24 protein-coding genes are annotated in these 26,015 nt (G+C 63.6%); 10 read left to right on the top strand and 14 right to left on the bottom strand.

Annotated features, from left to right (window positions below; all coding sequences use genetic code 11):
* The first annotated feature begins 3 nt into the window (after positions 1-3).
* Positions 4-975, top strand: coding sequence for a YihY/virulence factor BrkB family protein (locus H290_RS0108360; RefSeq protein ID WP_020106340.1), 972 nt, complete (start codon positions 4-6; stop codon positions 973-975).
* Between the two features lie 7 nt (positions 976-982).
* On the opposite strand, the gene H290_RS0108355 is transcribed toward H290_RS0108360, so the two are convergent.
* Genes H290_RS0108355 through H290_RS0108345 form a run of 3 tightly spaced genes read right to left on the bottom strand, consistent with a single transcriptional unit; the run spans position 983 to position 4,534 of the window.
* A complete protein-coding gene (locus tag H290_RS0108355; protein WP_020106339.1) occupies positions 983-2,209 on the bottom strand; it encodes an SfnB family sulfur acquisition oxidoreductase in 1,227 nt (408 codons plus the stop codon).
* A complete protein-coding gene (gene sfnG, locus H290_RS0108350) occupies positions 2,206-3,324 on the bottom strand; it encodes a dimethylsulfone monooxygenase SfnG (protein ID WP_020106338.1) in 1,119 nt (372 codons plus the stop codon). The genes H290_RS0108355 and sfnG overlap by 4 nt, the downstream gene beginning before the upstream one ends.
* A gap of 31 nt (positions 3,325-3,355) precedes the next feature.
* Positions 3,356-4,534, bottom strand: a complete 1,179-nt coding sequence (locus H290_RS0108345; RefSeq protein WP_020106337.1) for an LLM class flavin-dependent oxidoreductase — start codon at positions 4,532-4,534, stop codon at positions 3,356-3,358.
* Between the two features lie 437 nt (positions 4,535-4,971).
* Here H290_RS0108345 and H290_RS0108340 point away from each other — a divergent pair, with 437 nt between their 5' ends.
* A complete protein-coding gene (locus tag H290_RS0108340) occupies positions 4,972-6,330 on the top strand; it encodes an ROK family protein (RefSeq protein WP_020106336.1) in 1,359 nt (452 codons plus the stop codon).
* Between the two features lie 176 nt (positions 6,331-6,506).
* Here H290_RS0108340 and H290_RS0108335 read toward each other — a convergent pair whose 3' ends face one another.
* From H290_RS0108335 to H290_RS0108320, 4 genes are all read right to left on the bottom strand, one after another.
* Positions 6,507-7,361 carry an ABC transporter permease gene (locus H290_RS0108335; protein ID WP_020106335.1) on the bottom strand — a complete coding sequence of 285 codons (855 nt, stop codon included), beginning with the start codon at positions 7,359-7,361 and terminating at the stop codon, positions 6,507-6,509.
* Entirely contained in the window at positions 7,358-8,341 is a 984-nt protein-coding gene (locus tag H290_RS0108330; protein WP_028462947.1) for a daunorubicin resistance protein DrrA family ABC transporter ATP-binding protein, read from the bottom strand. The genes H290_RS0108335 and H290_RS0108330 overlap by 4 nt, the downstream gene beginning before the upstream one ends.
* Positions 8,342-8,576: 235 nt before the next feature.
* The gene (locus H290_RS0108325) at positions 8,577-9,398 is read right to left on the bottom strand and encodes a VOC family protein (RefSeq protein ID WP_020106333.1); all 822 of its coding nucleotides are present in this window, start codon (positions 9,396-9,398) and stop codon (positions 8,577-8,579) included.
* 86 nt (positions 9,399-9,484) lie between these two features.
* The gene (locus tag H290_RS0108320; RefSeq protein WP_020106332.1) at positions 9,485-10,270 is read right to left on the bottom strand and encodes a VOC family protein; all 786 of its coding nucleotides are present in this window, start codon (positions 10,268-10,270) and stop codon (positions 9,485-9,487) included.
* A gap of 144 nt (positions 10,271-10,414) precedes the next feature.
* On the opposite strand from H290_RS0108320, the gene H290_RS0108315 reads away from it, so the two are divergent.
* From H290_RS0108315 to H290_RS0108300, 4 genes are read left to right on the top strand one after another with little or no spacing between them, the layout of a single operon-like run.
* Positions 10,415-10,819, top strand: a complete 405-nt coding sequence (locus H290_RS0108315) for a molybdopterin-binding protein (protein ID WP_020106331.1) — start codon at positions 10,415-10,417, stop codon at positions 10,817-10,819.
* Complete coding sequence (gene modA, locus H290_RS0108310) at positions 10,816-11,598, top strand: molybdate ABC transporter substrate-binding protein (protein ID WP_020106330.1); 783 nt, start codon at positions 10,816-10,818, stop codon at positions 11,596-11,598. The genes H290_RS0108315 and modA overlap by 4 nt, the downstream gene beginning before the upstream one ends.
* Positions 11,595-12,395, top strand: a complete 801-nt coding sequence (locus H290_RS0108305; protein WP_020106329.1) for an ABC transporter permease — start codon at positions 11,595-11,597, stop codon at positions 12,393-12,395. Before modA ends, H290_RS0108305 begins: the two co-directional genes overlap by 4 nt.
* Positions 12,392-13,453, top strand: a complete 1,062-nt coding sequence (locus H290_RS0108300; RefSeq protein WP_020106328.1) for a sulfate/molybdate ABC transporter ATP-binding protein — start codon at positions 12,392-12,394, stop codon at positions 13,451-13,453. Before H290_RS0108305 ends, H290_RS0108300 begins: the two co-directional genes overlap by 4 nt.
* Positions 13,454-13,552: 99 nt before the next feature.
* Here the strand turns inward: H290_RS0108300 and H290_RS0108295 are convergent, their stop codons facing one another.
* Positions 13,553-14,176: a TetR/AcrR family transcriptional regulator gene (locus tag H290_RS0108295; protein WP_020106327.1), complete on the bottom strand. Its 624-nt coding sequence runs from the start codon at positions 14,174-14,176 to the stop codon at positions 13,553-13,555.
* A gap of 127 nt (positions 14,177-14,303) precedes the next feature.
* On the opposite strand from H290_RS0108295, the gene H290_RS0108290 reads away from it, so the two are divergent.
* A complete protein-coding gene (locus H290_RS0108290) occupies positions 14,304-14,666 on the top strand; it encodes a hypothetical protein (RefSeq protein ID WP_020106326.1) in 363 nt (120 codons plus the stop codon).
* Between the two features lie 13 nt (positions 14,667-14,679).
* Here H290_RS0108290 and H290_RS0108285 read toward each other — a convergent pair whose 3' ends face one another.
* Together H290_RS0108285 and H290_RS0108280 are read right to left on the bottom strand one after the other, a co-directional pair.
* Positions 14,680-15,660, bottom strand: coding sequence for an adenylate/guanylate cyclase domain-containing protein (locus H290_RS0108285; protein ID WP_020106325.1), 981 nt, complete (start codon positions 15,658-15,660; stop codon positions 14,680-14,682).
* Positions 15,657-16,895: a TetR/AcrR family transcriptional regulator gene (locus tag H290_RS0108280; protein ID WP_020106324.1), complete on the bottom strand. Its 1,239-nt coding sequence runs from the start codon at positions 16,893-16,895 to the stop codon at positions 15,657-15,659. Before H290_RS0108280 ends, H290_RS0108285 begins: the two co-directional genes overlap by 4 nt.
* Before the next feature lie 144 nt (positions 16,896-17,039).
* Between H290_RS0108280 and H290_RS0108275 the strand changes: the two genes are divergently transcribed.
* Positions 17,040-18,248 carry an acetyl-CoA C-acetyltransferase gene (locus tag H290_RS0108275; protein ID WP_020106323.1) on the top strand — a complete coding sequence of 403 codons (1,209 nt, stop codon included), beginning with the start codon at positions 17,040-17,042 and terminating at the stop codon, positions 18,246-18,248.
* Positions 18,249-18,316: 68 nt separating this feature from the next.
* Positions 18,317-20,494, top strand: coding sequence for a 3-hydroxyacyl-CoA dehydrogenase NAD-binding domain-containing protein (locus tag H290_RS0108270; protein WP_020106322.1), 2,178 nt, complete (start codon positions 18,317-18,319; stop codon positions 20,492-20,494).
* A 79-nt stretch (positions 20,495-20,573) separates the two neighbouring features.
* On the opposite strand, the gene H290_RS0108265 is transcribed toward H290_RS0108270, so the two are convergent.
* From H290_RS0108265 to H290_RS0108250, 4 genes are read right to left on the bottom strand one after another with little or no spacing between them, the layout of a single operon-like run.
* Positions 20,574-21,347 carry an SGNH/GDSL hydrolase family protein gene (locus tag H290_RS0108265; RefSeq protein WP_020106321.1) on the bottom strand — a complete coding sequence of 258 codons (774 nt, stop codon included), beginning with the start codon at positions 21,345-21,347 and terminating at the stop codon, positions 20,574-20,576.
* Between the two features lie 28 nt (positions 21,348-21,375).
* Positions 21,376-22,428, bottom strand: coding sequence for a hypothetical protein (locus H290_RS0108260; protein WP_020106320.1), 1,053 nt, complete (start codon positions 22,426-22,428; stop codon positions 21,376-21,378).
* Positions 22,425-23,627: a sensor histidine kinase gene (locus tag H290_RS0108255; RefSeq protein ID WP_155976750.1), complete on the bottom strand. Its 1,203-nt coding sequence runs from the start codon at positions 23,625-23,627 to the stop codon at positions 22,425-22,427. Before H290_RS0108255 ends, H290_RS0108260 begins: the two co-directional genes overlap by 4 nt.
* On the bottom strand, positions 23,624-24,274 hold the full coding sequence (locus tag H290_RS0108250; protein WP_036518327.1) for a response regulator: 651 nt from the start codon (positions 24,272-24,274) through the stop codon (positions 23,624-23,626). The genes H290_RS0108255 and H290_RS0108250 overlap by 4 nt, the downstream gene beginning before the upstream one ends.
* Before the next feature lie 467 nt (positions 24,275-24,741).
* Here H290_RS0108250 and H290_RS0108245 point away from each other — a divergent pair, with 467 nt between their 5' ends.
* Positions 24,742-26,004, top strand: a complete 1,263-nt coding sequence (locus H290_RS0108245) for an ABC transporter substrate-binding protein (protein ID WP_196809518.1) — start codon at positions 24,742-24,744, stop codon at positions 26,002-26,004.
* The last annotated feature ends 11 nt before the right edge of the window (positions 26,005-26,015 follow it).

Raw genomic sequence — 26,015 nt, 5'->3', positions numbered from 1 at the left:
GTGATGATCGAGCGTTTGGACAAGCTGCAGAGGCGGCACCCGATCCTGGGGTTCTGGATCGGGGTAATCTACAAATTCGTCGATGATCAAGGTGGATATCTCTCGGTCCTGATCACGTACTACGCGTTTTTGTCGATGTTCCCCATTTTGCTGCTGTTGGTCACCACCGTCGGGATCGTCCTGGATGGCGATCCCGAACTACAGAAGACCGTGATCGATTCGGCGCTGAGCCAGTTCCCGGTCATCGGCGACCAGCTCGGGACACCGCAGGAATTGAGCGGCGGTACCCCTGCCATCGTCATCGGTGTGCTGGGTGCGCTCTATGGTGCTTCCGGCATCGGTCAGGCCACCCAGAACGCGATGAACACGGCCTGGCAGGTACCGCGGAACAGCCGGCCCAATCCGATCCTGTCGCGTCTGCGCAGTCTGGTGCTGCTCATCCTCATCGCCCTGGCGCTGATCGCGACGACGGTGCTGTCGACTGTTGGCGGTCTGGCGGGCCCACTGAACGTGTCGCAGAGCACCGGGGTGGCGATCACTGTGGTGATGGTGAACTCGGCGATCTTCGCCGTTGCATTCCGGCTGAGTACGACATCCGAGAGGGTGGGTTATCGCGATGTGTTGCCCGGCGCGGTTGTCATGGGCGTGGTGTGGCAGCTGTTGCAGACATTCGGAACGGTCTACGTGAACGTCGTGGTCAAGAACGCCAGCACCACCAACAGTGTTTTCGCGGTGGTCCTGGGTCTGCTCGCTTACTTCTACCTGGCGGCGACGGCCATCGTCATATCCGGCGAGATCAACGTGGTGCGTAAACACCGGCTGTATCCGCGCGCCTTGCTGACCCCCTTCACCGACAAGGTAGACCTCACCCGTGGAGATCGAAAGACCTACACCAGGCAGGCGAAAGCTCAGCGGCTCAAGGGGTTCGAGCAGGTCACGGTGACTTTCGACAAACCCGAGGACTCAGACTCCTGATCTGATCTCAGATGACGCCGTGCAGCGGCGGTGGTGCATCGTGGAGCAGAGCCCGCCCGATGTGCTGATACTTCCAGCGCACCGGATCGTGCAGGGTGTGGGTGCGGGCATTGCGCCAGAAGTGATCGAGTCCGAGATCAGCGGCGGCGCTGCGTGTTCCCGACACCTCGAACAGCGCCGACGACACCTCGTTGGCGGCCCGGTCGGCAACGATCTTGGCCGTCGCGACCGCGATCGAGGCTTCCGCCGCACGCTCCGTCGCGTCGGCCGGTGTCGACGAGAACGTGGCGTCGACGGCGTGGCCGGCAGCGACCAGTGTTGCCTCGGCGGTCCGCACCTCGACGGCGAGTTCACCGAAACGCTGGATCAGCAGTGGATCATCGATGGCCCGATCGACGGCGGCCTCGAACCACGGACGGCTCTTCGTGCGGGCGAATCCGGTTGCGGCGCGCAGGGCGCCGGCAGCGATGCCGACGTCGATCGCCACGTGCAGCAACTGGGCGAAGGCGCCGTAGCCCGCCGGTGCGTTGATCGCCTTGGCCCGCGCCACCAGTTGTTTCGGATGTACGGTGACCGCCTCGAACGAGATTGTCCCGCTGCCGGTGGTGCGCTGCCCGAGGCCGTTCCAGTCGTCGACGATGCGGACACCGGCGATGTCAGCCGGTATGAACGCCACGTATTCGCCTGGCTCCAAACCTGATTCACCGGACGGATCCTCAAGTCGGGCGAGTACCGCCAGAGTATGGGCGTACAGGGAACCCGTACAGTAGAACTTCGAACCGTCGAGCCGCAGATTTCCCGATTCGGGCTTGATGGTTGTGGAGATGGCGGCAATGGTCTTGCCACCGCGCTCGGACTGCGCGTTGGCGATACGACCGCCGCCGAGAACATCCGAGAACAGATCCCGTTGCTGTGTCGGAGTCCCGGCCAGTCGCAACAGATTCAGGTACACAAAGTGGCTGTGGGGGATCTGCGCGATGTTCGGGTCGGCCGCGGCCAGGATCCGGAAGACCTCGGCAACGACGCTCGGGGCCAGGTCGGCGCCGCCGTATTGAGCCGGCACGGTGATCGCCAGCAGACCGCTGGCGGAGAGCTCGTCGAGCTCGCGGTACGGGAGTTTGCGGTCGCGATCGCGTGCCACCGCCCCGGTGGCGAAGTGTGCCGCCAGGGTGCGTGCGGTCGAAAGTGCTTGTTCCGCAGAGTCGATCCGGGTCGCGATTGCGGTGCTGCTCACGACGCGCTGACACCTGCGGCTTTGTCGGCCGCCTCGATCTCACGAACCAGCGGGAGCACCTTGGCTCCGAAGTACTCGATCTCTTCCTGGAAGTGCAGGAAGCCGCCGAGAACCAGGTCGACTCCGAGGCGCTTGTAGGCGACGATCCGTTCGGCGACCTGCTCAGGGGTGCCGATGAGCTTGGTCTTGAAGCCGTCGTTGTACTGGACGAGGTCCTCGAACGAGGAATTGGCCCACATGCCCTTCTTGTCGGAGGTCGACGCACCCGCCTGCTGTACCGCGTCGCGGAAGCCTTCCACCGCAGGACGATTGGCCTTCGAGATGATCTCGCGGAGGGTGTCGTGTGCCTCGGCCTCGGTGTCGCGGGCGATGATGAATCCGTTGAGTCCGAACTTGACCTCACGGCTGTGCGCTCGCGCGACGGCCCGCAGGTCCTCCACCTGCTCGGTGACGCCGTCGAAGTCCTTGCCGTTGGAGAAGTACCAGTCGGCGTAGCGGCCACCGTTGTTGCGGGCCGCGGTGGAGTTACCACCCTGGAACAGTTCAGGATTCGGGCGCTCCGGGGTGTTGAGCGGCTTCGGCTTGAGGGTGAAGTCGCGGATCCGGTAGAAGTCGCCGGCGTATTCGACGTTGTCCTCGGTCCAGATTTTCCGGATCACCTCGAGGAACTCGGCGCTGCGGCGGTAACGCTCGTCGTGCTCGAGCCACGGCTCACCGAGGGCTTTGAACTCACCGGAAAACCAGCCGGACACCACATTGATCGCGAAGCGTCCGTTGGACAGGTGGTCGGCGGTGGCACCGAACTTTGCGAGTACCGCGGGATGCCAGAGTCCGGGGTGGATGGCCGCGATGACCTTCAGCTTCTCCGTGGCTCCCAGGAGTGCGAGGCTGAAAGCTGTTGACTCGTGCTGGAACTCGGCGCCGTAGGAGGCCATGTACCGCACCTGGGACAGGGCGTATTCGAAGCCGTTGTTCTCCGCCGTCTGGGCCAGCTTCTTGTTGTATTCGAAGTCCCAGCCGGTGCGCTGTTCGATGTCGCTGGTGACCAGGCCGCCACTGACGTTGGGCACCCAGTAGGCGAATTTGATCTGATCGGCAATCTTTTCGGTGGTCATGGATTCTCCAGAAGTTGTTGAGGCCGGGTTGTCAGGAGGCGCTGGCGGGCTCGTACGAGGTCAGGAATGCTCCACGAACCGGTTCGGGTGCGTGATCGTCGGCGTCGAGCAATCCGCGCTTGATCAGCCGGGGACGAACGCCCTCACCGAAGTGGTAGGCCTCCTCGACATGCGGGTAACCCGAGAGGATGAAGTGGTCGAGGCCCAGGGCGGCGTATTCCGCGATCCTGTCGGCGACCTGATCGTGGGATCCGACGAGTGCGGTTCCGGCACCACCGCGGACCAGGCCCACGCCGGACCACAGGTTGGGGTAGATCTCCAATGACCGGGCACCGGTTTCGGCGTTGAAAGCTGCCCCGCCACCGTGGAGTTCGAGCATCCGCTTCTGTCCCTCGGACTCGGACTGCGCGAGGTTCTGCTGAGCGCCGGCCACCACCGCGGGATCGAGCGCGCCGAGCAGTCGGTCGGCTTCTGCCCACGCCTGCTCGGAGGTGTCGCGGGAGATGACATGCAGCCGGATCCCGTATGTCAGTTCGCGCCCTTCGGCAGCGGCCAGCCCGCGGATCCAGTTGAGCTTGGCGGCGACGGCGTCGGGCTTCTCGCCCCAGGTCAGATAGGTGTCGGCGAACTTCGAGGCTACGGCGCCGGCCGCCGCCGAGGACCCGCCGAAGAAGACCGGGGGCAACGGATCGGGCCGACGGGCGAGCTGGGCACCCTGCACCCGCAGGTGCCGGCCGGTGAAGTCGACCGGCCCTTCCTGGGTCCACAGACGCCGGACGATGTCGAGGTACTCGCCGCACCGTTCGTAGCGGGCGTCCTTCGAGAGGAAGTCGCCGAATGCGCGCTGCTCAGAGGATTCGCCACCGGTCACGACATTGAGGAGGAGTCGTCCCTGGGACTGCCACTGGTAGGTGGCTGCCATCTGTGCCGCCAGCGTCGGGCTGGTCAGGCCCGGGCGCATCGCCACCAGGAACTTGAGGGTGTCAGTGGTCTCCAGGAGCATCGCCGTCGACAACCAGGCGTCCTCGCACCACATGCCGGTAGGTGTGAGGACGGCTTCGAAGCCATTGACCTCGGCAGCGCCGGCCAGTTGCTTCAGATAACGCAGCGTCGCCGGACGATCGCCTGACATGTCCGAACCGTGACCACCTGCCATCAGATTCCGGGAGTCGCCGTACGTCGGCAGGAACCAGTGGAAATGCAGGGACACGGCACGTGCCTTTCTGTTGGAAACGAGGATCGCAACCCAGTGTGGGCCGCGGCCTCGATCCCTTTCCACAATTTCGTTCGCTGTGATTCCAAGTCGACGAGCGGAAGGGCGCCGGGTCTATTGTCGCCGGTGAACCGGTCTTCGGCGGGTGTTGGCTGCGCTGCCGGATCCGGTTCACATCACGTGCGGCCGCCAGGCGGATTGTTGGCAGCCGGGTCGCGTCGCTGATATGTTTTTGCCTATGTCGAGCACCGGTCACCACATCCCGGAGGTCACCTATGTGATCACCGCGCTGGGATGTCGTCTGCCACTCGCTCGCGTCCTCTGTTGTCGAATGTCCTGATCTGATCTCGCCGCGCTCGCGGCATTTTCCGCATCAACAAACTTCGCACCGAAACCATGGGGTTTTTGGCGCGATCATTCCACGAGGACTTCCGATGACTGCAACACTTGATCACCGCATCACTTCTGGCTCCACCGACACCCGCTCTACCCCCGTCCGCCCGTCCGAGCGCAGCGGTTCGCGACCCCTCGTCGGCTCTCGCGTCACCGCGCCCGGTCGCCCTGCCCGTCCGCAGGGCGTTCCCGTCCCGAAGAAGGCAGCCAAGATTCACATCGCGAACCCGCAGCTACATCTGTCGACCAAGCCGGCAGCAGTTGTGTTGCGGGCTGCGCGTCTGCACGGACCGGTGTTCCGCGATGCGGCGTCAAGCGCTTCGGGGCTCAGCATCTCGACAGTGAACCGGCAGGTCAGCGCACTTCTCAAGGCCGGTCTGCTGCGCGAACGCGCCGATCTTGCTCCGGCAGGCGCCATCGGCCGCCCTCGTCTGCCGTTCGAGCTGAACACCGCAGACTTCCTGACCGTGGGCATCCATATCGGCCTCAAGGTCACGTCTATCACCACCCACGACCTCTTCCACCGTGTTGTCGGTGCCATTCAGATCCCGACACCGGTTGCCGATACGCCGGAGCAGACCCTGACGTCGATCGGTCTGAGTGCCAAGCGATTCCTGTCGCGCTGGCCGAACAAGAAGATGCTGTGGACAGGCGTGGCGTTGGCCGGTCGGGTCGACAAGGCCGGACGCAACACCCATCCGCGATTGGCGTGGGATTCCGCACCGGTCGGCGAGGTGCTCGCGTCGGTCATCGGACTCCCGATCTCGGTGGCCTCCCACGTGGAAGCCATGGCCGCCGCCGAACTGCTGCTCAACCCCCAGGCCGAACTGCTGGTCGACCCGGCAAAAGAGGGTGGCAGCTTCGTCTACTTCTACGCCCGTGAATCGGTGGGTATCGCATTCACCGTCGGCGGCAGCGTCTACACCCCGGCCGGTGGACCCCCGGAGATCGGACACTTCCCGGTCGGCAAGACCGAACTGCTCGATCCGACCGGAACCGGACAGCTCGAGTCGACGGTCAGTGACACCGGCATCGTGGATGCCGCGATTGCGGCCGGCCTTGCGATCGACAACGTCGACGAGGTGCACCAACTCGCGGCCGAGGGCAATGACGTCGCCCGGGCAATCCTGGCCGAACGTGCGGTGATCCTGGGTCGTGCGGTCGGTCTGATCGGCGACATCTTCAATCCCGATCACATCGTTCTCGGTGGCCAGGCATTCACCGATGCGCCCTCGACTCTTCCGATGGTCGCCCAGGCGGTCCGCGAAACCTCCGTCGCCCCGCGACGCGACGTCCGCGTGTCCCGTTCCGGCGCAACGGTTCAGCAACAGGCCGCCGGTGCGGTCTCACTCGATGCGATCTACAGCGATCCCATCGAGGCCCTCGCCCGTACTGCCTAAGATACCTCCGCCGAGCGGGCCCAAACCGCCGCCGAGCGTGCCCAAAAAACCGCCGAGCGTGCCCAAAAAACCGCCGAGCGTGCCGAAACTACCGGTGCGCCAACATCTTTGGCACGGTCAATGGTAATTGGGGCACGCTCGACGGTTTTTTCGGCACGGTCGACGGATTGGCACGGTCAGTCGGTGGTGCGGTTGTGGTAGGCGCGCAAGGCGAATGGGGCGAAGATCAGCGTCAGCGCGATCGACCACAACACTGTCGAGAGCTCCGGGTTCTGCAGAGGCCACGGCGCATCCGCGGGCGCGGCCGGGCCGTTACCCCAGAGCACACGCATCGACTGCACCAGCGACGAAATCGGGTTCCATTCTGCGACCGTCTGCAACCAGCCGGGCATCGGTGCCGTGGGCACAAAGGCGTTCGACAGGAACGTGAGCGGAAACAGCAGGGTGAACATGACGCCATTGACGGCTTCTGGTGATTTCATGATCGAACCGATGAGGATGCCGAACCAGACCATCGCGAACCCGAACATCAGGACCAGGGCAAACGCGAGAACCGCCTTCGCAAATCCTTCGTGGATGCGCCACCCGATCAGCAAACCGGTGAGCGCCATGACCACGATGCCGATCGATGAGTGGATCAATCCGGCCACTGATCTGCCGACGAGCACCGACGACTTTGCCATCGGCAGCGACCGGAATCGGTCGATGATGCCCTTCTCAAGGTCGTTTGTCAGGCCCAGCGCAACGATGAACGCGGAGAACGCGATCGTCTGGCCCATGATCCCGGGCAGCAACCACTCTTTGTAGTCGAAACCTGACCCGGGGTTGATGGACGCACCGAACACATACGCGAACAGCAGCACGAACATGATCGGCTGTATGGTCACGTCCGACAACATCTCGGGCTGCCGTTTGGTGTGAATCAGATTGCGCCGCACCATCACCAGTGATTCCCGGAGTAGATCCGGTTTGCCGGCGGTGAAGGTGGACGGCGTTTGTTTGGCTTTGGTACCAGAGGCAGTTGTGGTCATGAGTTGTTCTCCTCGTCGTCGGCGTCTTCTGCGCGGTGTCCGGTGAGGGAGAGGAAGACGTCGTCCAGGCTGGGGCGGGTGAGTCCGATGTCGTCGACCTCGATCTCACTGCGTTCGAAGATTCCGGCAATCTTGGTCAGGTCGTGAATCCCGTTGGCGCTCGCGGAGAGCTGGCGTGCCGATTCGTCGACAAAGACCTCGCCGCTGTTCTCTCGCAGCAGCCTCGTCGCCTCGGGGAGGTCGTCGGACAACGACACCGTGATGACCAGACTGGCCTTGCCGGACTGTTCCTTGAGTTGCAGCGGCGTGCCGGCGGCGATGATCTTGCCCTTGTCGATGACGACGATGTCGTCGGCGAGTTGGTCTGCTTCTTCGAGGTATTGCGTGGTGAGCAGCAGGGTGGTGCCGTTGTTGACCAGCGATCGCAGCACATCCCAGAGTTCCTGCCGGCTCCTCGGGTCGAGGCCGGTGGTCGGTTCGTCGAGGAACAGGACGGGTGGGGATGCCAGGAGGCTGACCGCCAGATCAAGCCGGCGACGCATCCCGCCTGAGTAGGTCTTGACCACCCGATCAGCGGCGTCCGTCAGCGAGAACTGCTCGAGAAGCGCATCGCCGGATGAGCGCACCTGCTTGCGGGGGAGTCCGTACAGATTCCCGATCATCCACAGGTTCTCCCGGCCGGTCAGCAGTTCGTCGACCGTGGCGGCCTGCCCGGTCAGGCCCATATTGCTGCGTACCAGGTCGGGGTGTTCTGTTACGTCGTAGCCCGCGATCTTCGCGGTGCCCGAGGTGGGTTTGCTCAGCGTGGTCATCATGCGGACCACAGTGGTTTTGCCGGCCCCGTTGGGACCGAGCAGGCCCAGAACCGAACCCGGCGGAACCTGGAAGCTCACTCCGTCGACGGCTCGGACACCATCGAACTCTTTGACCAGGTCGATGGCCTCGACGGCGTAATCGGTGGCGATGGCGGTGGAAGTCATGGGTGCAACGGTAGCGACGTGGTCTGACACGGTGCCAGTGATTTTTTTGCCGATCCCGATGGATTTGCTGCCAAGTACGGACACTTGGATTCCCCTTCAGTCGCTTTGGGTGCAGAGCGTTGCCCCCGATCCTGCGACTTCAAGTGCGCTTGAAGTCAAGGATCGGGTGGCTCCGCCCATTCGAAATATCGTCGTGGAGGCCGGAATTCCGGCGGGTGCAGTCAGTTCGGGGTGATCATGATTCGACAACTTGATGGAGCTTGATCATCGCGCCCCAGGGATCGCTGATGGTGGCGAGGCGTCCATATGGGGTGTCTTCAGGAGCCTGGACCACGGTGCCACCGAGTTCGGTGGCCTTGGCGGCGGTGGCGTCCGCACTTTCGACTCCGATGTAGATGGCCCAATGTGATGGCACCTCCGGCGGCAGGTAGCTCGACGCGTCCATGATCCCGGCGTGCCCTTCGCCGGGCCCCTGGCCCTGTTGGGCCAATTGGCTGTAGCGGAACTCGTCGGTATCACTGACCGTCACCACCGGACTGTCCAGAACCTGGCCGTAGAAGTCCACCGCCGCGGCGTGGTCGGTGGTCTGCAATTCGAAGTAGCAGGGTGCGCTGACTTCGTTATAGAGCTGAAAGCCCTTGTGGGATTGGGGTTCCCAGAAGCCGAATACCGCTCCGTGGGGATTGAGGCCCGGCGAGGTGTCGGGGTTGCTGCCACGGTCGGTGACGATGGCCATCTTTCCCAGCTCGGGGATCTCCATCGATTCGACGAGAATGCTCCCGCCGGCTTCGGAAACCTTTTTGACGGAGGCGTCGATGTCGGAAGTCTGGAAGTACATCCCCCAGTAGTCCGGTGTATCCGGAGCCATCTTCGGACCGATGCCGGCGATGCGCTTGTCCTGATAGCTGAACGTTGCGTACCCGCCGAACTCCTCGTTGGGTTCGGTGCAGTCCCAGTTGAACAGGTCTCCATAGAACTTCGCGGCGGCAACGGGCTCTGAGCTGGACAGGTCGAACCAGACGGGAACGCTGTCGGGGTGTGAGTCGATGGTGGGCATGGTGATGGTCTCCTCCGGGCGGCGATTAAAGCTTCACAGGCATAGACCAGGGTGCGCGTGAAAACTCATCGAGGCCAGAGCGAGTCTCACACCTTGAGCTGATAGAGCTTGATCGTTGCTCCCCAGGGGTCACCGAGTGTGGCGATGCGTCCATGCGGAGTGTCTTCAGGAGCCTGGACCACGGTGCCGCCGAGTTCGGTGGCCTTGGCAGCTGTGGCGTCCGCACTTTCGACTCCGATGTAGACGGACCAGTGCGAGGGCACCTCGGGCGGCAGGTCCTTCGACGCATCCATGATGCCGGCATGACGTTCGCCGGCCTCCAGGTCTTGTTGGGCGAGTTGGCTGTAGCGGAAGTCGTCGGTGTCGGCGACGGTGATCACCGGATTGCCGAGGACATCACGATAGAACTCGAGAGCGGCGGGGTAGTCGGTGGTCTGAAGTTCGAAGTAGCAGGGGGCGCTGGGTTCCATGAAGATCCCGAAGCCCCGGTGCTCGCGCGGTTGCCAGAGCCCGAACACCGCGCCGGCACGGTCTGTCGCGAAGGCCATGAATCCCTGTAGGGGGATGTCCATCGGTCCGGCGAGTACCGAACCGCCTGCTGCGGCTACCTGCGTCACGGACTTCTCGATGTCCGACGTCTGGAAGTACGTGCACCAGATATCGGGAATTTCCTCACCCGGGGGTTTGGGGCCCAGTCCCGCGACCATTTTGCCCTCGTACGTGAAGTACGAGTAGCCGCCGAACTCCACCGGCAGTTCGTACTGGCCCCAGCCGAACAGGTCTCCGTAGAACTTCGCGGCGGCAGCCGGGTCGGAGCTGGACAGGTCGAACCAGACGGGAGCGCCGTCGGGTTGTGAGTCGATGGCAGGCATTGCGTTGGTCTCCTCCTGGCAGGCGGCGCGAGGGCTTCACGGACATGGACCAGCGTGCTCCGGAACGATTGTGTTGGCCAGATCTGTCCGCACTTGCGGTGATATCGGCTTGACAGATCCGCATCAGCGGACGAATCTCAACGGGTGACCGACCTGCGAATCCGCCAAGCCGCAGAACTCCTGGGCATCAGCGACGACACCGTTCGGCGGCTGATCGCCTCGGCTGAACTGTCTGCCCATACCGATGCGAGTGGCCGCCAGGTCGTCGACGGTGCCGAACTGGCCAGGCTCGCAAGCCAGCGGGCGCCGGTGGTCTCATCATCCGACGCACCCGTCGCACGCTCGGCCCGCAACCGCTTTGTCGGTCTGGTGACCGAGGTGAAGTCGGATCCGGTGATGAGCCAGGTGACGATGCAGTGTGGCCCTTTCGAGGTCACCTCACTGATGAGTACCGACGCGGTGCGCGAACTCGATCTCAAACCCGGTTCGGTGGCAACGGCCGTCGTCAAAGCCACGAACGTCATCGTCGAAACGAGGCCTTTCGAATGAAGTCCAGGATCATCGCTGTCCTCGCTCTGCTGCTGTCGGCGACGCTGCTTCTGGTGGGGTGCTCGTCGAACGACGATGACACCGGTGGCACCAGCGCGTCCGGCACCGAGAAGGTCACGCTCACCGTCTTCGCCGCGGCGTCGCTCAAGAACAGCTTCACCGCTTTGGCGGAGGAGTTCTCCCAGGACAACCCGGACATCGAGGTGAAGTTCAGCTTCGACGGATCTTCGGCCCTTGTCACACAGATCCAGCAGGGTGCGCCTGCGGACGTGATCGCCACCGCGGATGAGAAGAACATGGCCAAACTCGGTGACGCGGTGAGTGATCCGCAGATCTTCGCGACCAATGTGCTCACCATCGTGACCCAGCCCGGTAACCCCAAGAACATTCAGAGTCTGGCCGATCTGACCAAGCCGGATGTTAGTACGGTGATCTGCGCCGTCGATGTTCCGTGTGGCAACGCCACTGCGCAGGTCGAAGAGAACACCGGAGTCGACATCAAACCCGTCAGTGAGGAGACGGCGGTGACCGGTGTTCTCACCAAGGTTCAGACCAAGCAGGCCGACGCCGGACTGGTGTACGTCACGGACGCAGCCGGTGCCGGCGACACCGTGACCGCTATCTCCGATCCCGCGTTCGCCGCAGTGGTGAACACGTACCCGATCGGGGTAGTGGCTGCGAGCGAGAACAAAGAAGCCGCGCAGAAGTTCGTCGACATGGTGCTCGGTCCGCAGGGTGCGGCGTTGCTGCGGTCGATGGGCTTTGGTCCCGCCAGTTGAGAACCAGTGGGCTCAAAGCTGTTCCGGCCTGGCTGTACATCCCGGCCGCGTTCGGCGTGGCCCTGGTCCTGCTGCCGCTCATCGCGCTGGCGGTCAACACGCCATGGAGTGATTTCTGGGAGAACATCACCTCCGACGTCTCGCGGGATGCACTGAAGCTGAGTTTGCAGACTGCAGGTGTCAGCACTGTGCTGTGCATCGTGCTGGGTGTGCCGATGGCGATAGTCTTCGCACGCCGAACGGGCGTGGTTGTCCGGTTGTTGCGCGCGGTCGTGTTGTTGCCGCTGGTGCTTCCGCCGGTGGTCGGCGGTATCGGATTGATCTATGCCTTCGGCAAATTCGGTCTGGTCGGTGAACATCTGAGTGCGATCGGAATCGACATCGCGTTCTCCACCGCCGCCGTGATCCTGGCGCAAACCTTTGTGGCACTTCCCTTTCTGGTGATAAGTCTCGAAGGCGCACTGCGCAGCGTCGGCGGTCGGTACGAACAGGTCGCTGCCACGTTGGGTGCCTCACCGACCCACACCCTGTGGAAAGTGACCATGCCGCTGGTGTTTCCGGCGCTGCTCTCCGGTATGGTCCTGGCATTTGCGCGAGCGCTCGGTGAGTTCGGGGCCACGATCACGTTTGCCGGCAACCTGCAGGGCGTCACCCAGACCGCGCCGTTGGCGATCTATGTGGAATCGATCAGCGAACCGGAACAAGCATTGCCGCTCTCGATGGTGCTGGTGCTTGTTGCCCTGCTCGTGGTCATCGCAGTGCACCTGCGAGATTCCCGACAGGTGATGGCGGTATGACCGGAGATCTGGTCGCCGAACTCCGCAGTGAGGTGCCCTTCCTGGACCTGCAACTGACGGTTCCGGCCGGGGCCACGGTCGCGATCCTGGGCCCCAACGGTGCCGGCAAGAGCACGTTGATGAACCTGCTGGCCGGTCTGCTGAAGCCCACCGACGGCTCGCTCGCTGTCGGAGAACGCCAACTCATCGGACCGAAAGTGTTTGTCCCGCCGCATAAGCGCGGTGTCGCGATGCTGTCGCAACAGGGCATGCTCTTCCCTCACCTGACCGTCCGGCAGAACGTCGCCTTCGCCCCGGCGGCAGCCCACTTGCCCCGCGCCGAAGTGAAGGCGCGAACAGAGCGGTGGCTGGTAGCGGTCGATGCCATCGACCTGGCGGATCGCAAGCCCGCGCAGCTGTCAGGTGGCCAGGCGCAGCGCGTGTCCCTGGCGCGGGCCCTGGCAGCCGATCCGGCGCTCCTGCTCCTCGACGAACCATTCAGTGCACTCGATGTCGATGTGGCCCAACGTATCCGGGTGTTGTTGCGAGGTATTCTCGCCGATCGGGCCCGCACGACATTGTTGGTCACCCACGACATCGCCGATGCGGTGACGCTGGCCGACTCGGCGATCATCTTGAGCGACGGCAAGATCGTCGACCGTGGTCCGGTGCGTGAGCTGCTCACCAGCCCCGCAAATCAGTTTGCTGCACAGCTGGCCGGCCTCAATCTTGTTGCCGGGCAGTGGGATGGCGACGCACTCGATGCCGGATCCTTCGGAATCACCGGTTTGACCGACACCCGGCCGGCCGTCGGTGATCCCGTCATGGCCGCGTTTTCACCGGCCGCGGTGGCGATCTACCGGACACCGCCGGTGGGCAGCCCCCGAAATGTGGTGAAAGCGGTTGTCGCGCGCATAGTTCCTCAGGGTGATCTGGCCCGCGTGGACACGGGGGTGGGACCACAGACGGTTGCCGCGGCAATAACGTGGGCCGCCGTCGCCGATCTCGGCTTGGTGGCGGACGACGAGGTCTATCTGGTGATCAAGGCCAGCGAGGTCACGCTGTACCGCCCTCGCTAGACCGACGCAGCAGTGAGCCCCTGAAAACTGTCCCGACAGAGCGGCCCGAGGGAAATCTGCCCTCGAGCACCTCTGCAGGGGACGATTGTGGCGCCGGGTCTACTTCCGGACGACCCGCAATGTGGCGTCGGTGACCAGCGCGGTGATCTCGTCGAGCGTGATCTTTCCGCCCGGTCGGTACCATCGCCAGACACTGATGACCAGGGCGAGCACCAGACGAGCCAGCAGATGTGGGTCGGAATCGACGAAGTCGCCGGATTTGATGCCGCGTGTGATCATGTCGGCCCAGTCCTGCTCGATCTCGCCGACGAGCTGGCGCGACCGCAGGCGTTCGTCCTCTTCTTTGACGGAGTGGCGCTCGGTGGCCAGCAAATCCATGTGGTTCTGCAGGATTCGCCGCGCAGATGCATCGGTGGGCGTGGCCTCCAGTGACGCGGCTACGGCTGCGCGCAGCGCTTCGGCAGGATCTGAGATACCCGCCGTGGCGGCGGTGACTCGTTCGGCCGAATCGGCGAGCTCGAGGCGCATGATCGTCAACAGACAATGCGCTTTGGACTCGAAGTAGTGGTACAGCGCGGTCTGGCCGATGCCCACCTCGTCGGCGATCGAGGCCCATTTGGTGTGTTCGTAACCGACTTTGCCGAACTGGTCGATCGCCGCCGACAGGATGAGCGTTCGCTTGGAGCGCGGGCCTTCGCGACGCACCTCGGTATCAGCGGTCATAGTGCCCCCTGCAGTAAGACATGTACACGTGTCCGCTGACTCTAACTGTCCTGAGATGAATTAGGGTCAATGTCGGCCCCACCCGGCGAACTCGACAAGAGAACGTTTCGAAAACTAAATTTACTGTATGAGTTCCGAAATCGAGGATTACTACATCGCCGTCAACAGCGGCCGCTTAGAAGATGCCGTCGAGATGATGGCCGAAGATGTTCAGGCGGTTCTGGTGCTTCCCACCGGCGTCAAGCACGCTGAGGGTCGTGTGGTGATGCTCGGAAACCTGCGGGCACGTCCGCCGGTCGACCGTGAGCATCATATCTTGCGGTTCGCAACAGATGGCGATATGCAGTTCGCGTATGGCCTGGTCACCGAAAACGACACCGCCGCGGGGGACTTTGTCGGGGTGGTGCAGCTCGACGCTCAGGGCAAGATCGCCCGCTACCAGGTGACCTATGACATGGGGTTGACGTTGCTGCCCACGGAAGGGGCATGAAGCACAAACCGGTTCAGCCGGCGTCGGCGGACTTCTTGTTCAACTCCAGGGTGCGGGCCCGGAGTCGTTTGTAGCCACGAACACTCAGCGGTCCGATCGATTTGAAGAAGAACCGATCGTCCTGGGCGGCCGAGGCCAGAGTGCTGTCGACGAGGATGGTGCCGGGGCGGGCCGAACCCGTCAGTCGGGATGCGATGTTGACGGGCTCACCGAACACATCGCCCAGACGGGTGAGTACGGTTCCCAGTGCCATCCCCACGCGTAGTGGCGGCAGATCGTGTTCATCGGAAAGTTGTTGCAGCGCAATGCCGATCTCGGCGCCCTTGATCGGGTCCTCGACCTCGAACATGACCGCATCGCCCAGAGTTTTCACCACCCGACCACCTCGAGAGGAGATCACTTCATAGGCGTTGGTCTCGAAGCGCTCCAGCAGTTTGTCGAGTTCGTTCATGTCGATCTGGCGTGAGAGGCTCGTGTAGCCGACGATATCGACGAATCCGATTGTGAGGGTTCGGTTCACGCCGTCAGTGGTGGCCAGGGCATTCTGCAACGCGGAGGCCAGGTGTCGTCGCCAGATGAGTGTCTGAACCCGTGAGATCGCCTTGACCATGGCGGCCAGGTCGATACTGTCCCTGTCGTTCTCGGCGGTGGACCGGATGCGTTCGGCCATGTTGTGCGCCTCCCAGTCGGTCAGACGTGAGATCGTCTGGCCGAGGGTTCGTGCCATGGCCACCTCGAGCTCGGGTGATCGATCCGCATCGACGTCATGGACGAGTTGCAAGGCCTGCACATCGTCGGCCGTGAACAGTTTGTCGTCGGCGGAGTCCATGGTGAAGCCGAAGGCCGACCACATCCGGCGCGCATGTTGTTCCGAGATGTTCAGCGCGGCGGACATGTCTTCCAGAGTGAAAAGGCGTTCACCGCCGAGGAGTTGCGTCTCGATCGAGTCGGCGGTGATCCCGGCGGAAGCGGCGATGTCCGGTGATTCGGTCATGACGCGGATCGGACCGCGATCGCGGGTACCTGGGGAAGACCGAGGACGCCCTTCATCAGGTAGGCCAACAGCGCCGGCATCTCGGGGCGGTTCCAGTTCCGGCGCAATCGCATGGCGTCGTTGGCGATGGTCAGTGCTGCGTGCACGGTCACTGCGGCCTCCGGGTTGGGAAGGTCGGTCTCGATCTGCTCGACCAGGTTCACCCAGCGTGCCACGTACCGGCGCTGATAGGTGATGAGATCGCCATTGTCGATGCTCTCGAGCACGCTGCGGCTGTTGAAGGAGACGGAGAGGTCCGGTGTTGCGGTGAGGACCTGAACGTAGGAGTCGACCAGGAGGCCGAGCAGTGTGGTCGGATCCTGCGCCACCGAATAGGCGGCGATCGCGCTCGCCTCGAGTCGGTTGGCGCTGCGCTGGCTGATCCCGATCAGGATGGCCTGTTTGCTCGGAAAATGGTTGTAGACACTGGGTCCGGAGATTCCGACGGCCTCACCGATCTCATCCACTCCGACCGTGGCGAAGCCTCGCCGGGCGAACAATGTGGCGGCGGCGTCCAGGATCTCGTCTCGCCGTCCGGACGGCTCGGCGAGCGCGCGGGGCAACGGGTCGATCGGTGCGGCCAGGCCCGGGCTCAGTTCGACGACGCGGCCGACCAGGACAACCAAGCGGGCCACCGCGCGGGACGTCGAGATGCGTGTCCGGTGTACCGAAACGCTGCCGTTCACACTCAGGATGGTCCAGGCGAGTTGGTCGATGTCGCGGGATGACAGTCCGGTTCGGTGTGCGAAGACCGCGCCGGACCACCGGTGCAGCACCTTGCGGGTACGCCTCGCGACCTCGTCGTTCTGCTCCGGCGACAGGTGAGCCGACGACCATCGCCACAACGCGGCCGCGTTCGGGTTGGTGACACCGAGGGCGCACAGCTTCTCGATCGCCTTGTCGATCGGGACCTCGCCGTCGGCGGCGGGGGAGAGCGCGGTGTCGGTGCAGGTCTCGATTTCTTCGACTCCGGCCATCACCGCGGCGAACAGGATGGCCTGTTTGTCGGCGAAGTGCCGATAGATCGACGGGCCGGTCACACCGGCGGCCTTGGCGATGTCGGTGACCGAGACATGGTCGTACCCGCGGTCGAGGAACAGTTCGGCCGCGCGGTCGACCAGTTGGCGTTTGCGGTCGGCAGGACGGCGAGTGCGACTTGCGGTCCTGCCGGATCCGACATCGGGATGTGGAGACATTGTGAATCAACCCTAGCGCATGGATTGACCCTTGAATGCGGGTTTGTACTCGGGGTATGGTCAAATAAGTTACAGCGCGTTAGCCTGGTCATTGTTATCGGCGGGCGCGAATGACAGCGCAGTTCATCTGAAAGGAAACCCAGCGTGACTGATGCATACATCTACGAGGCCATTCGTACGCCTCGTGGCAAGCAACGGAAGGGCTCGCTGAACAGCGTCAAGCCCGTCGACCTCGTGGTCGGCCTGATCAACGAACTCAAGGTTCGTTTCCCCGACATGGATACCGCCGACATCAACGACGTGATCCTGGGCATCGTGTCGCCGCTCGGCGAGCAGGGCGGCGTGCTCCCGCGGACTGCAGCGCTTCTGGCCGGTCTGCCGGAGTCGGTCCCCGGCACCCAGGTCAACCGCTTCTGCGCATCCGGCCTGGAAGCCACCAACCTGGCGGCACAGAAGGTCGCCTCGGGCTGGGATGACCTGGTCATTGCCGGCGGTGTCGAATCCATGTCCCGCGTGCCGATGGGCAGTGACGGCGGCGCGATCTTCACCGACCCCACCACCATGTTCGATCTCTACATTGCTCCGCAGGGCATCGGTGCCGACCTGATCGCCACCCTCGAGGGCTTCTCGCGTGAGGACGTCGACGCCTACGCCGCCGAGTCGCAGCGTCGCGCCGAGGCCGCCTGGTCGGCCGGCTACTTCGCCAAGTCCGTCGTCCCGGTCAAGGACATCAACGGTGTCACCGTGCTCGATCACGACGAGCACCGTCGTCCCGGCAGCACCGTCGAGAGCCTCGGCCAGCTGAAGGCTGCGTTTGTGGGCCTGGCCGCCATGGGTGGCTTCGACGACGTCGCGCGCCAGAAGTACGTCACCGTCGAAAAGATCAATCACGTTCACACCGGCGGTAACTCGTCGGGCATCGTCGACGGCGCCGCAGTGGTGCTGGTCGGTAGCGAAGCAGCCGGCAAGAAGGCCGGACTGACCCCGCGCGCCCGCATCGTCGCCACCGCTCAGATCGGCAGTGAGCCCACGATCATGCTCACCGGCCCCACCCCGGCCACCGAACTCGCCCTCAAGCGCGCCGGACTGACCGTCGACGACATCGACGTCTTCGAGCTCAACGAAGCGTTCGCGTCGGTTGTCATGAAGTGGATGAAGGACCTGAAGATCCCGCACGAGAAGGTCAACGTCAACGGTGGCGCAATCGCGATGGGTCACCCCCTCGGCGCCACCGGCGCAATGATCCTGGGCACCTGCCTCGACGAGCTCGAGCGCACCGGCGGCCGCTACGGCCTGGTCACGCTGTGCATCGGCGGCGGCATGGGCATCGCGACCATCATCGAGCGTGTCTGAGAGATCGGTCGGCTCTGCGACCTACTCGACAGGCATCTTCCCACTTTGACGAAAGAACTTGAAAAGATATGACTGACAACATGATCGGCTGGGAGCAGGACAGCGACGGCGTCGTTGTACTCACCATGGACGACCCGAACCAGGGCGCCAACACCATGAACGACCTCTACACCACGTCGATGGCTGCGACCGTCGACCGGCTCGAGGCCGAAAAAGACAGCATCACCGGTGTCATCCTCACCTCGGCGAAGAAGACCTTCTTTGCCGGCGGCGACCTCAAGGACATGACCTCGGACCGCAGCGGCATCGACAAGGTCGAGCTGGCAACCCAGATCAGCAACCACACCAACGGGATCAAGGCCGTGCTCCGCCGGCTGGAGACCCTCGGCAAGCCGGTTGTCTCGGCCATCAACGGCGCCGCACTCGGTGGCGGCCTCGAAATCGCGCTGCACACCCACTACCGCATCGCAGCCGATGTCAAGGGCCTCCAGATCGGTCTGCCCGAAGCAACTCTGGGCCTGCTGCCCGGCGGCGGTGGTGTCACCCGTACCGTGCGTCTGCTCGGTATCCAGAGTGCTCTGATGAATGTCCTGTTGCAGGGCAACCGTTTCAACGCTGCCAAGGCCAAGGACACCGGTCTGGTCGACGAGGTCGTCTCCTCCGTGGACGAGCTCGTGCCGGCCGCCAAGGCTTGGATCGCCGCCAATCCCGAAGCCGCACAGCCGTGGGACAAGAAGGGCTACCGGATCCCCGGTGGCGCACCGACGAGCCCGGCCATGGCGCAGCTGCTGCCGGCCATCCCGTCGCTGCTCCGTCAGCAGATCAAGGGCGCTCCGATGCCCGCACCGCGGGCCATCATGGCCGCCGCCGTCGAAGGCGCATACGTCGACGTCGACACCGCGGACATCATCGAGACCCGTTACTTCGTCTCGCTGGTCACCGGCCAGGTCGCGCAGAACATGATCAAGGCGTTCTTCTTCGATCTCAACTACATCAACGGTGGCGGATCGCGCCCCGAGGGCTTCGAGAAGTTCACCGCCAAGAAGGTCGGTGTCATCGGCGCCGGAATGATGGGTGCCGCCATCGCCTACGTCTCGGCGAAGGCCGGTATCGAGGTCGTCCTCAAGGACATCAACATCGAGGCCGCAGAAAAGGGCAAGGCCTACTCGATCAAGCTCGAGGAGAAGGCACTCTCGCGTGGCAAGACCACCAAGGAGAAGTCCGACGCGTTGCTCGCCCGGATCACCCCTACCGTGGATGCGGCCGACTTCAAGGGTGTCGACCTGGTGATCGAGGCCGCTTTCGAGTCGGTCGAGGTCAAGAAGCAGGTGTTCGGTGAAATCGAGGACATCGTCGAACCCGACGCGGTGCTCGGCTCGAACACCTCGACTCTGCCGATCACGATCCTGGCCGAGGGCGTGAAGCGGTCCGAGGACTTCATCGGAATCCACTTCTTCTCGCCGGTCGACAAGATGCCACTGGTGGAGATCATCAAGGGCGCCAAGACCTCTGACGCTGTCCTGGCCAAGGTCATCGACTACACACTGCAGATCCGCAAGACCCCGATCGTCGTCAACGACAGCCGTGGATTCTTCACCTCGCGGGTCATCGGCACCTTCGTGAACGAGGCCATCGCGGCCGTCGGTGAAGGTGTGGATCCGGTGTTCATCGAGCAGGCGGGTTCGCAGGCCGGATACCCGGCGCCGCCGCTGCAGTTGATGGACGAGCTGACCCTGACGCTGCCGCAGAAGATCCGCAAGGAAACCGAGAAGGCGCTCGCCAACGAGGGCAAGCCGCTCCCCGAGCACGGCTCCTCTGCTGTGGTGGACAAGATGGTCGACGAGCTCGGTCGTCCGGGCCGTTCCGGCGGCAAGGGCTTCTACGAGTACGACGAAAACGGCAAGCGCGTCCGCATCTGGCCGGGCCTGCGTGAATCGTTCAACTCGGGCTCGAAGACGATCCCGTTCGAGGACATGAAAGAGCGCATGCTCTTCGCCGAGGCCATCGAGACGGTCAAGTGCTTCGACGAAGGTGTCCTGACGAGCGTGCCCGATGCCAACATCGGCTCGATCTTCGGAATCGGCTTCCCCGCGTGGACCGGTGGTGTCATCCAGTACATCAACGGATACGAGGGTGGACTGCAGGGCTTCGTCGATCGCGCCCGAGATCTGGCGAGCAAGTACGGCAGCCACTTCGAGCCGCCGCAGTCTCTGGTCGACAAAGCGGCCAAGGGCGAAAAATACTGAACAGCTAGCTGATTCGGTTCGCTGAACACAGACCGCGGCCCGGTTCTCCGAAAGGGGAACCGGGCCGCGGTTTTGGTTTTCAGGTCGACTGTTGTCTCACGGGCGTCAGCTCAGGACGTTTTGCACTCAACCCGTCACCTGTCGACACCCCGCGAACGCGCCGGATCATCCACGGGACGAGGAACGCGCGTGCCCACTGTGCCTCACGGATCGACTTCTGTGCCAAGGACATCGGGACCAAGGGGTCGAGGGCGCGACCCCAGTTGGGGTCGCTGCCGGGGAGTTCGAGTGCATGCGCTGCGCCGGCCGCGAACCGCTCATGGCCGAACGGCGATGCGTGCAGTCGATCGATCGACCACGAACGCGTGTCGACCAATACCGGCGCGGCGTGCAGATCGACCAGGACGAAGTCGTAGGTGGTCGCGAACTCGCGCATCATGGCGTTCAGTGCCAGCAGGCGTGGTTCGAGGCGTTTGGCGATCGGAACGGTCTTGGCCATGTTCGGAAAGGTCGAGATGATGACTGTCGCCGAGGTTGCGGCGAGCCGTGAATAGATGTGGTCGAGATCCTGATGAACGTCGTCGAGCATCGAGTTCGACAGCACATCGTTCATCCCGAGCGGCGCGGCGATCAGATCCGGTGACAACGCGATCGCGGGTTCGAGCTGCGTATCGCGGATCTGCCGGGTCCGCCGTCCCCGGACCGCGAGATTTGCGTACTCGAGCCGGGGATTGATCATCGACAGTTGTTCGGCGAGGCGGTCGGCCCATCCTCGGTGGCCGCTGACGTCATCGCCGTCACCGATACCTTCGGTCTGACTGTCGCCGATGGCAACAAAACGTGAGAAATACACGCCGAGATTGTAGTGCCCCCGGCGCCGCCTACAGTCGCGGCGCGAGGACCTCGCCGGTGTGCCCGTACTCGAGGCGGGTGACGGCGTCGGGTGTGCTGTGCAGGACGGTGACCAGGGTGTCTCGCTGTGGTGGGAGTACCCGGATGGTCAGGGTGCCGGTATCTGCGCGGTCGAGGGCGTCGGTGACGGCGCGGTAGATCTTCGCGCAGACCGCGGGGGGTGTGTCGTCGAGGCCGTGGTCGTCGAGGAGCACAACATCGACCCCACGGGTGCGGGCCAACCGGGCGGCGGCCTCGATCTTGGGCGTATCGAGCGCAGGTGCGCGGAGCGAGTCGCGCAGGCGGGCTTCGATGAGCTTTGCCCGCAGCCGCACCTCCTCGGTGAGCGGCTGGGGCATCGCCATCTGTTCGAGGAGTGGCCGGGCGAGTTCGTCGAGTTCTGCGAGCCGCGCATCGCGTTCTTCGAGGATCGCGACACCGGCGGCCTCGGCCGCGACGCGTAGCGTCCCCTGCCTTCGGAGTTCGAAGATACTGGTGGCCGCCGGTCGAATCGTCCAGGCGAAGAACGTGGCCATCAACAATGGCGCGAGGTTGATGACCGAGATCGAGAGCCCGTACAACGCGCCTTCACCGCCCGCCGAGGTCCAGACCATGCAACTCGCCAGCGTTGTGAGCATCCCGATCCACGCCCACAGTGTGCGTCCGCGGACACACATGTAGGCGTAGATGGCAGTTGATGCACCCAGTGCCCACAGCGGCAGGTGCCCTTCGAGGGGCAGAGGTGTCTTGACCAGGTTGAGGTTGATGGCAATCGGTCCGACGACGGTGAGACCCAGGGTTGCGGACAACGGAATGGGATCGCCGGGAATCAGGATCAATGCCACCGCTCCGATGCTGACCACAAACCACGCCGCGAACTCGTACCAGAATCCACCTGGTGGCGGATCGGTCCAGCTGACAACGGCAAACGTCACGACATAGGCGAACACGAGGATCTGCGCGGCCACGGTGTGAAGCCCCAACAGCGAACCGGCATCCTGGATTTCGTTGGGGTCGTCGAGTGCGTTCGACGAGCCGATCATCGGGCGTCCCAACCCAGATACACGCGAGTCCCGGCACCCGGACGGCTGTCGACGTGGGCCGTCCCGCCGGGAAGGTTGCGCAACCGTCCCAAAATACTGACGGCGACACCGAGACGATGCGGGGCAACCGAATCGGGATCGAACCCTCGTCCGTCGTCGGCCACCACAACTCCCAAGCCGGTCTCGGTGACATTGACATCCACGGTGCGCGTGGTGTTCGGGCCGGCATGGAGTCTGCTGTTGCGCAAGGCCTCTGACAGTGCGGATCCCATGGTGCGGACCACTTCTGCGGGCAGGTCCGCAACCTCCGGCTCGGGTCCCTCGGTGACACGGAACAGTGCCTTGTCGTCGGCTTCGACAGATGTTGCACGAAGGTGTGTAATCGCCTGATTGCCCGAGAAGTGCTGATCCGGAACAGCTTCGGTGCGGATGTTGTCGAGTGCGGTGAGTGCGGTTGTTGCCATTGCGCCGACGATGTCCTGCGGTTGGCCGCGGGAAGCGATCAGAAACGTCGACATCACGCTGTCGTGGATGAGGGCGTCGAATCTCTCGCGTTCGACCGTGCGAGCGTGTCCGGCTGCGGCCACCGCGGCTGCGGCATGTGTTTTCTCAGTGGTCGAATCGAGTAGTCGTCCGGTTCGCATCGCCATCAGACCGCCGCCCACGAACAGGGTGCAGAACATGATCGCGAACATGATCTCCGGGGCGAGCATCGCCACCTCGGTCTCGCCTCGGGCCACATAGTTGATCACCTGGACCACGACGCAGCCGATCACCAGGTGGCCGAAGACCAATATGGCCGGCCACGCGATCACCGCGGCGATACTGGCCACCCCGGGGAAGAATGCCAGCCAGACCCCGTCGTCGGCGCCGATGTGCGGTCCGTTCCACGCCACCGGCCAGCTCGCGGCCACCACCAGGAACATCACCGCCGCGATGCCGCTGCAGACACGCATCGGCTTCGGGTCCGATCGAAACGACAATGCCCCGGGGAGCAGTCCGGTTCCGAAGACCAGAGCGACGGCGACCGGTGTCCACCACCAACTCATCAGGGGGGCCAGCATGGAGATGGACGGAAGCAGGATGGCCAGGTAAACGAGATAGCCGACGCTGATGAAGCGGGCGAACATTCGAGCGAGGCGTGTCGTGTTCTCCCCGCCTCTGAGGTCGTTCGGGCAGAGCAGCGCTTGTAAACTCATGGCTCCGGTGCCTCGGGCATGGGAAGAAGCCCGTCCTCCACGGCACGCTTGTACAGCTCGATCTTGGTTCCGGCCGGGCGGCCGGCGTCGGCGTATTTGGCACGGATACGCGCCAGATAGTCGTTCACCGTATGGGGCGTCAGACCGGTCAACCGGGCGACGCGATCGGCCTTCTCGCCGGAGGCGTACAGGCTCAGGACGTCGCGCTGACGAGGACTCAGACCGACGTCGGGGAGTCCAGGGTCGCCGTCGATCGCAGCCGCCCACTCGGTGGTCACCACCTGGCGTCCGTCGGCGGCGGCGGCGATCGCCGCGACGACCACCTCGGTGCGCTCGGTCTTCCGAACCACGCCCAGCACACCGGCTTTCGCGGCAAGACGAACGAGGTAGGGGTTCTCGGCGCCGGTGAAGACGAGTGCCTGTAGGCCGGCGGCGCGGAGTTCGTCGACATTGGAGGTCGGCGATGATCCGTCCGACAGACGAAGGTCCAGCAGGACCAGATCCAATTCGGTGCGTAGGGCGAGAAGTTCGGCCACGGTCGGGGTGGCCGCCGCCACCACCAATCCGGGATGATCGGCCAGCATGGCCTTCAGGCCCAACACAACCGACGAGTGGTCCTCCACCACGCCTATCCGCTTCACACCCACACAACTCCGCTGTTCTTCGTCTGACGCACCTTGTTGTCAAAATATAGACGGCAAGTCGGACAGCAGGTTCATTCCGGTGGCTTTATACGACCGTGTGGCTCACTCGCGTAGGCCCTTTGACCTACGGCAGTTAGTGTGCAAAGCGAATGAATTAAAACGGTTGATCGACCCGCTTTGACCTCGGCATTCTATGCATTCGACGGACGATTCCGGGCCGAAATGCACCATTGAAAAGTGCCCCGAACTGCACCTTGACACGGCTGTAAGGCAAGGGCTACTTTTCGAGTGGCCCAGATCACACCCGGATTGGGCACGACGGATGGCAAGACGCTATTCGGTTGCAACCCCGTGTAACTCGGAGGGCCTGGCCGGGATCAAGTGTGTGCCCGAACATCGTCTCAGCGCTGCTGACCGATGTTGTCCGCGCATATCCATCGCGACCACAAGCCGCCGGGAAAGGCAAGTAAATGCGTAAGAGAACCGGCCGGATAGCGGCTGCATTTATCGCAGCGGTGTGTGTCTTTTCCGTCGTCTCCTGTAGCGACGACAGCGACTCCGGCAGTGACAGCAGTGCAGCTCCTTCGGAGAGCGGTACCAAGGCGACCGGTGCGCCGATCAAGGTCGGCTTCCTGAATCCTTCGCAAGGGCCGATCACCCAGCCGGGTGTGGAGACCGGACAGAAGGCGGCTGTCAACTACATCAACAACACCATCGGCGGCGTCGCCGGACGTCCACTCGAGGTCGTCAACTGCGCTGTCGACGTCACGGCCCCGGAATCGACCATCGGTTGTGCCAACCAGCTCGTCCAGGCCGGCGTGGTCGCGGTCATCGACGGGTACGACGCCGCTTCCAGTGCGGCCCTGCCCATTCTGAAATCGGCCAACATCCCACTGGTCGGACAGATTCCGTTCGACTCGGTCACCGGCGCCTCACCGGACAACAGGGTGTACTTCGGGCCGCCGCAAGCCTCGTTCCTCATCGGTGTCATGCAGTCGCTGAAGCAGCAGGGTAAGACGTCGCTGACCCTCGCCAATGTCGATGTCGCTTCTGCGCACCAGACGTTCGACCGCATCCTCAAGCCGCTCGGAGCACAGCTCGGGCTCGACGTGAACAGCGTCTACTACTCGGCGACCAACCCGAACTACACCGCATTGGCGTCCACCATCAACTCGACCAACCCCGATGTCGGTGGCCTGATGACCTCGCAGACCGACGCCAACTGCACCAAGCTCGCCCAGTCGCTGCAAAGCGTCGGCTTCAAAAACACCATGTTCATGGCGGCGTGCACCGAGTTCATCGACACGATGGGTGCGCAAGCAGTCGGATCGCAGACCTACTCGCCGATCTGGTTGGCGCCGTCCAAGGATGCGGCCCCGCCCGCGATGCAGGAAAACCTCGATATCACAGCCAAATACGTCGAGGATGAGGGTGGCAACGGAGGCTTCTACGCCTATGGCACCTTCGCCACCTTCGTCGACTTCGCCAGGACACTGGGTGCAGCGGCTCCGGCCGAGATCACCGGACCGACCGTGCTGGCCGCGCTGAAGGCCGTCAACGGCTACCAGAGCTGGCTGGGACCGGTACTCGGGTGCGGTAAGGCGACAAGCCCCAACTGCACCACGGAGATGTTCGTCTTCGAGGTGACCGCGGACAAGAAGACTGCGCCGATCGGTGGCGGTCTGATCCAGCCGGCCCCCCAGGTGCTGGCCATGATTCCGGGTGCCAGCTAGTAGCGGAGAGG

It is taken from the genome of Nocardia sp. 348MFTsu5.1 (assembly GCF_000383535.1).
GTDB classification, from domain to species: domain Bacteria; phylum Actinomycetota; class Actinomycetes; order Mycobacteriales; family Mycobacteriaceae; genus Williamsia; species Williamsia faeni.
This window is presented reverse-complemented; position numbering and strand designations above follow the sequence as displayed.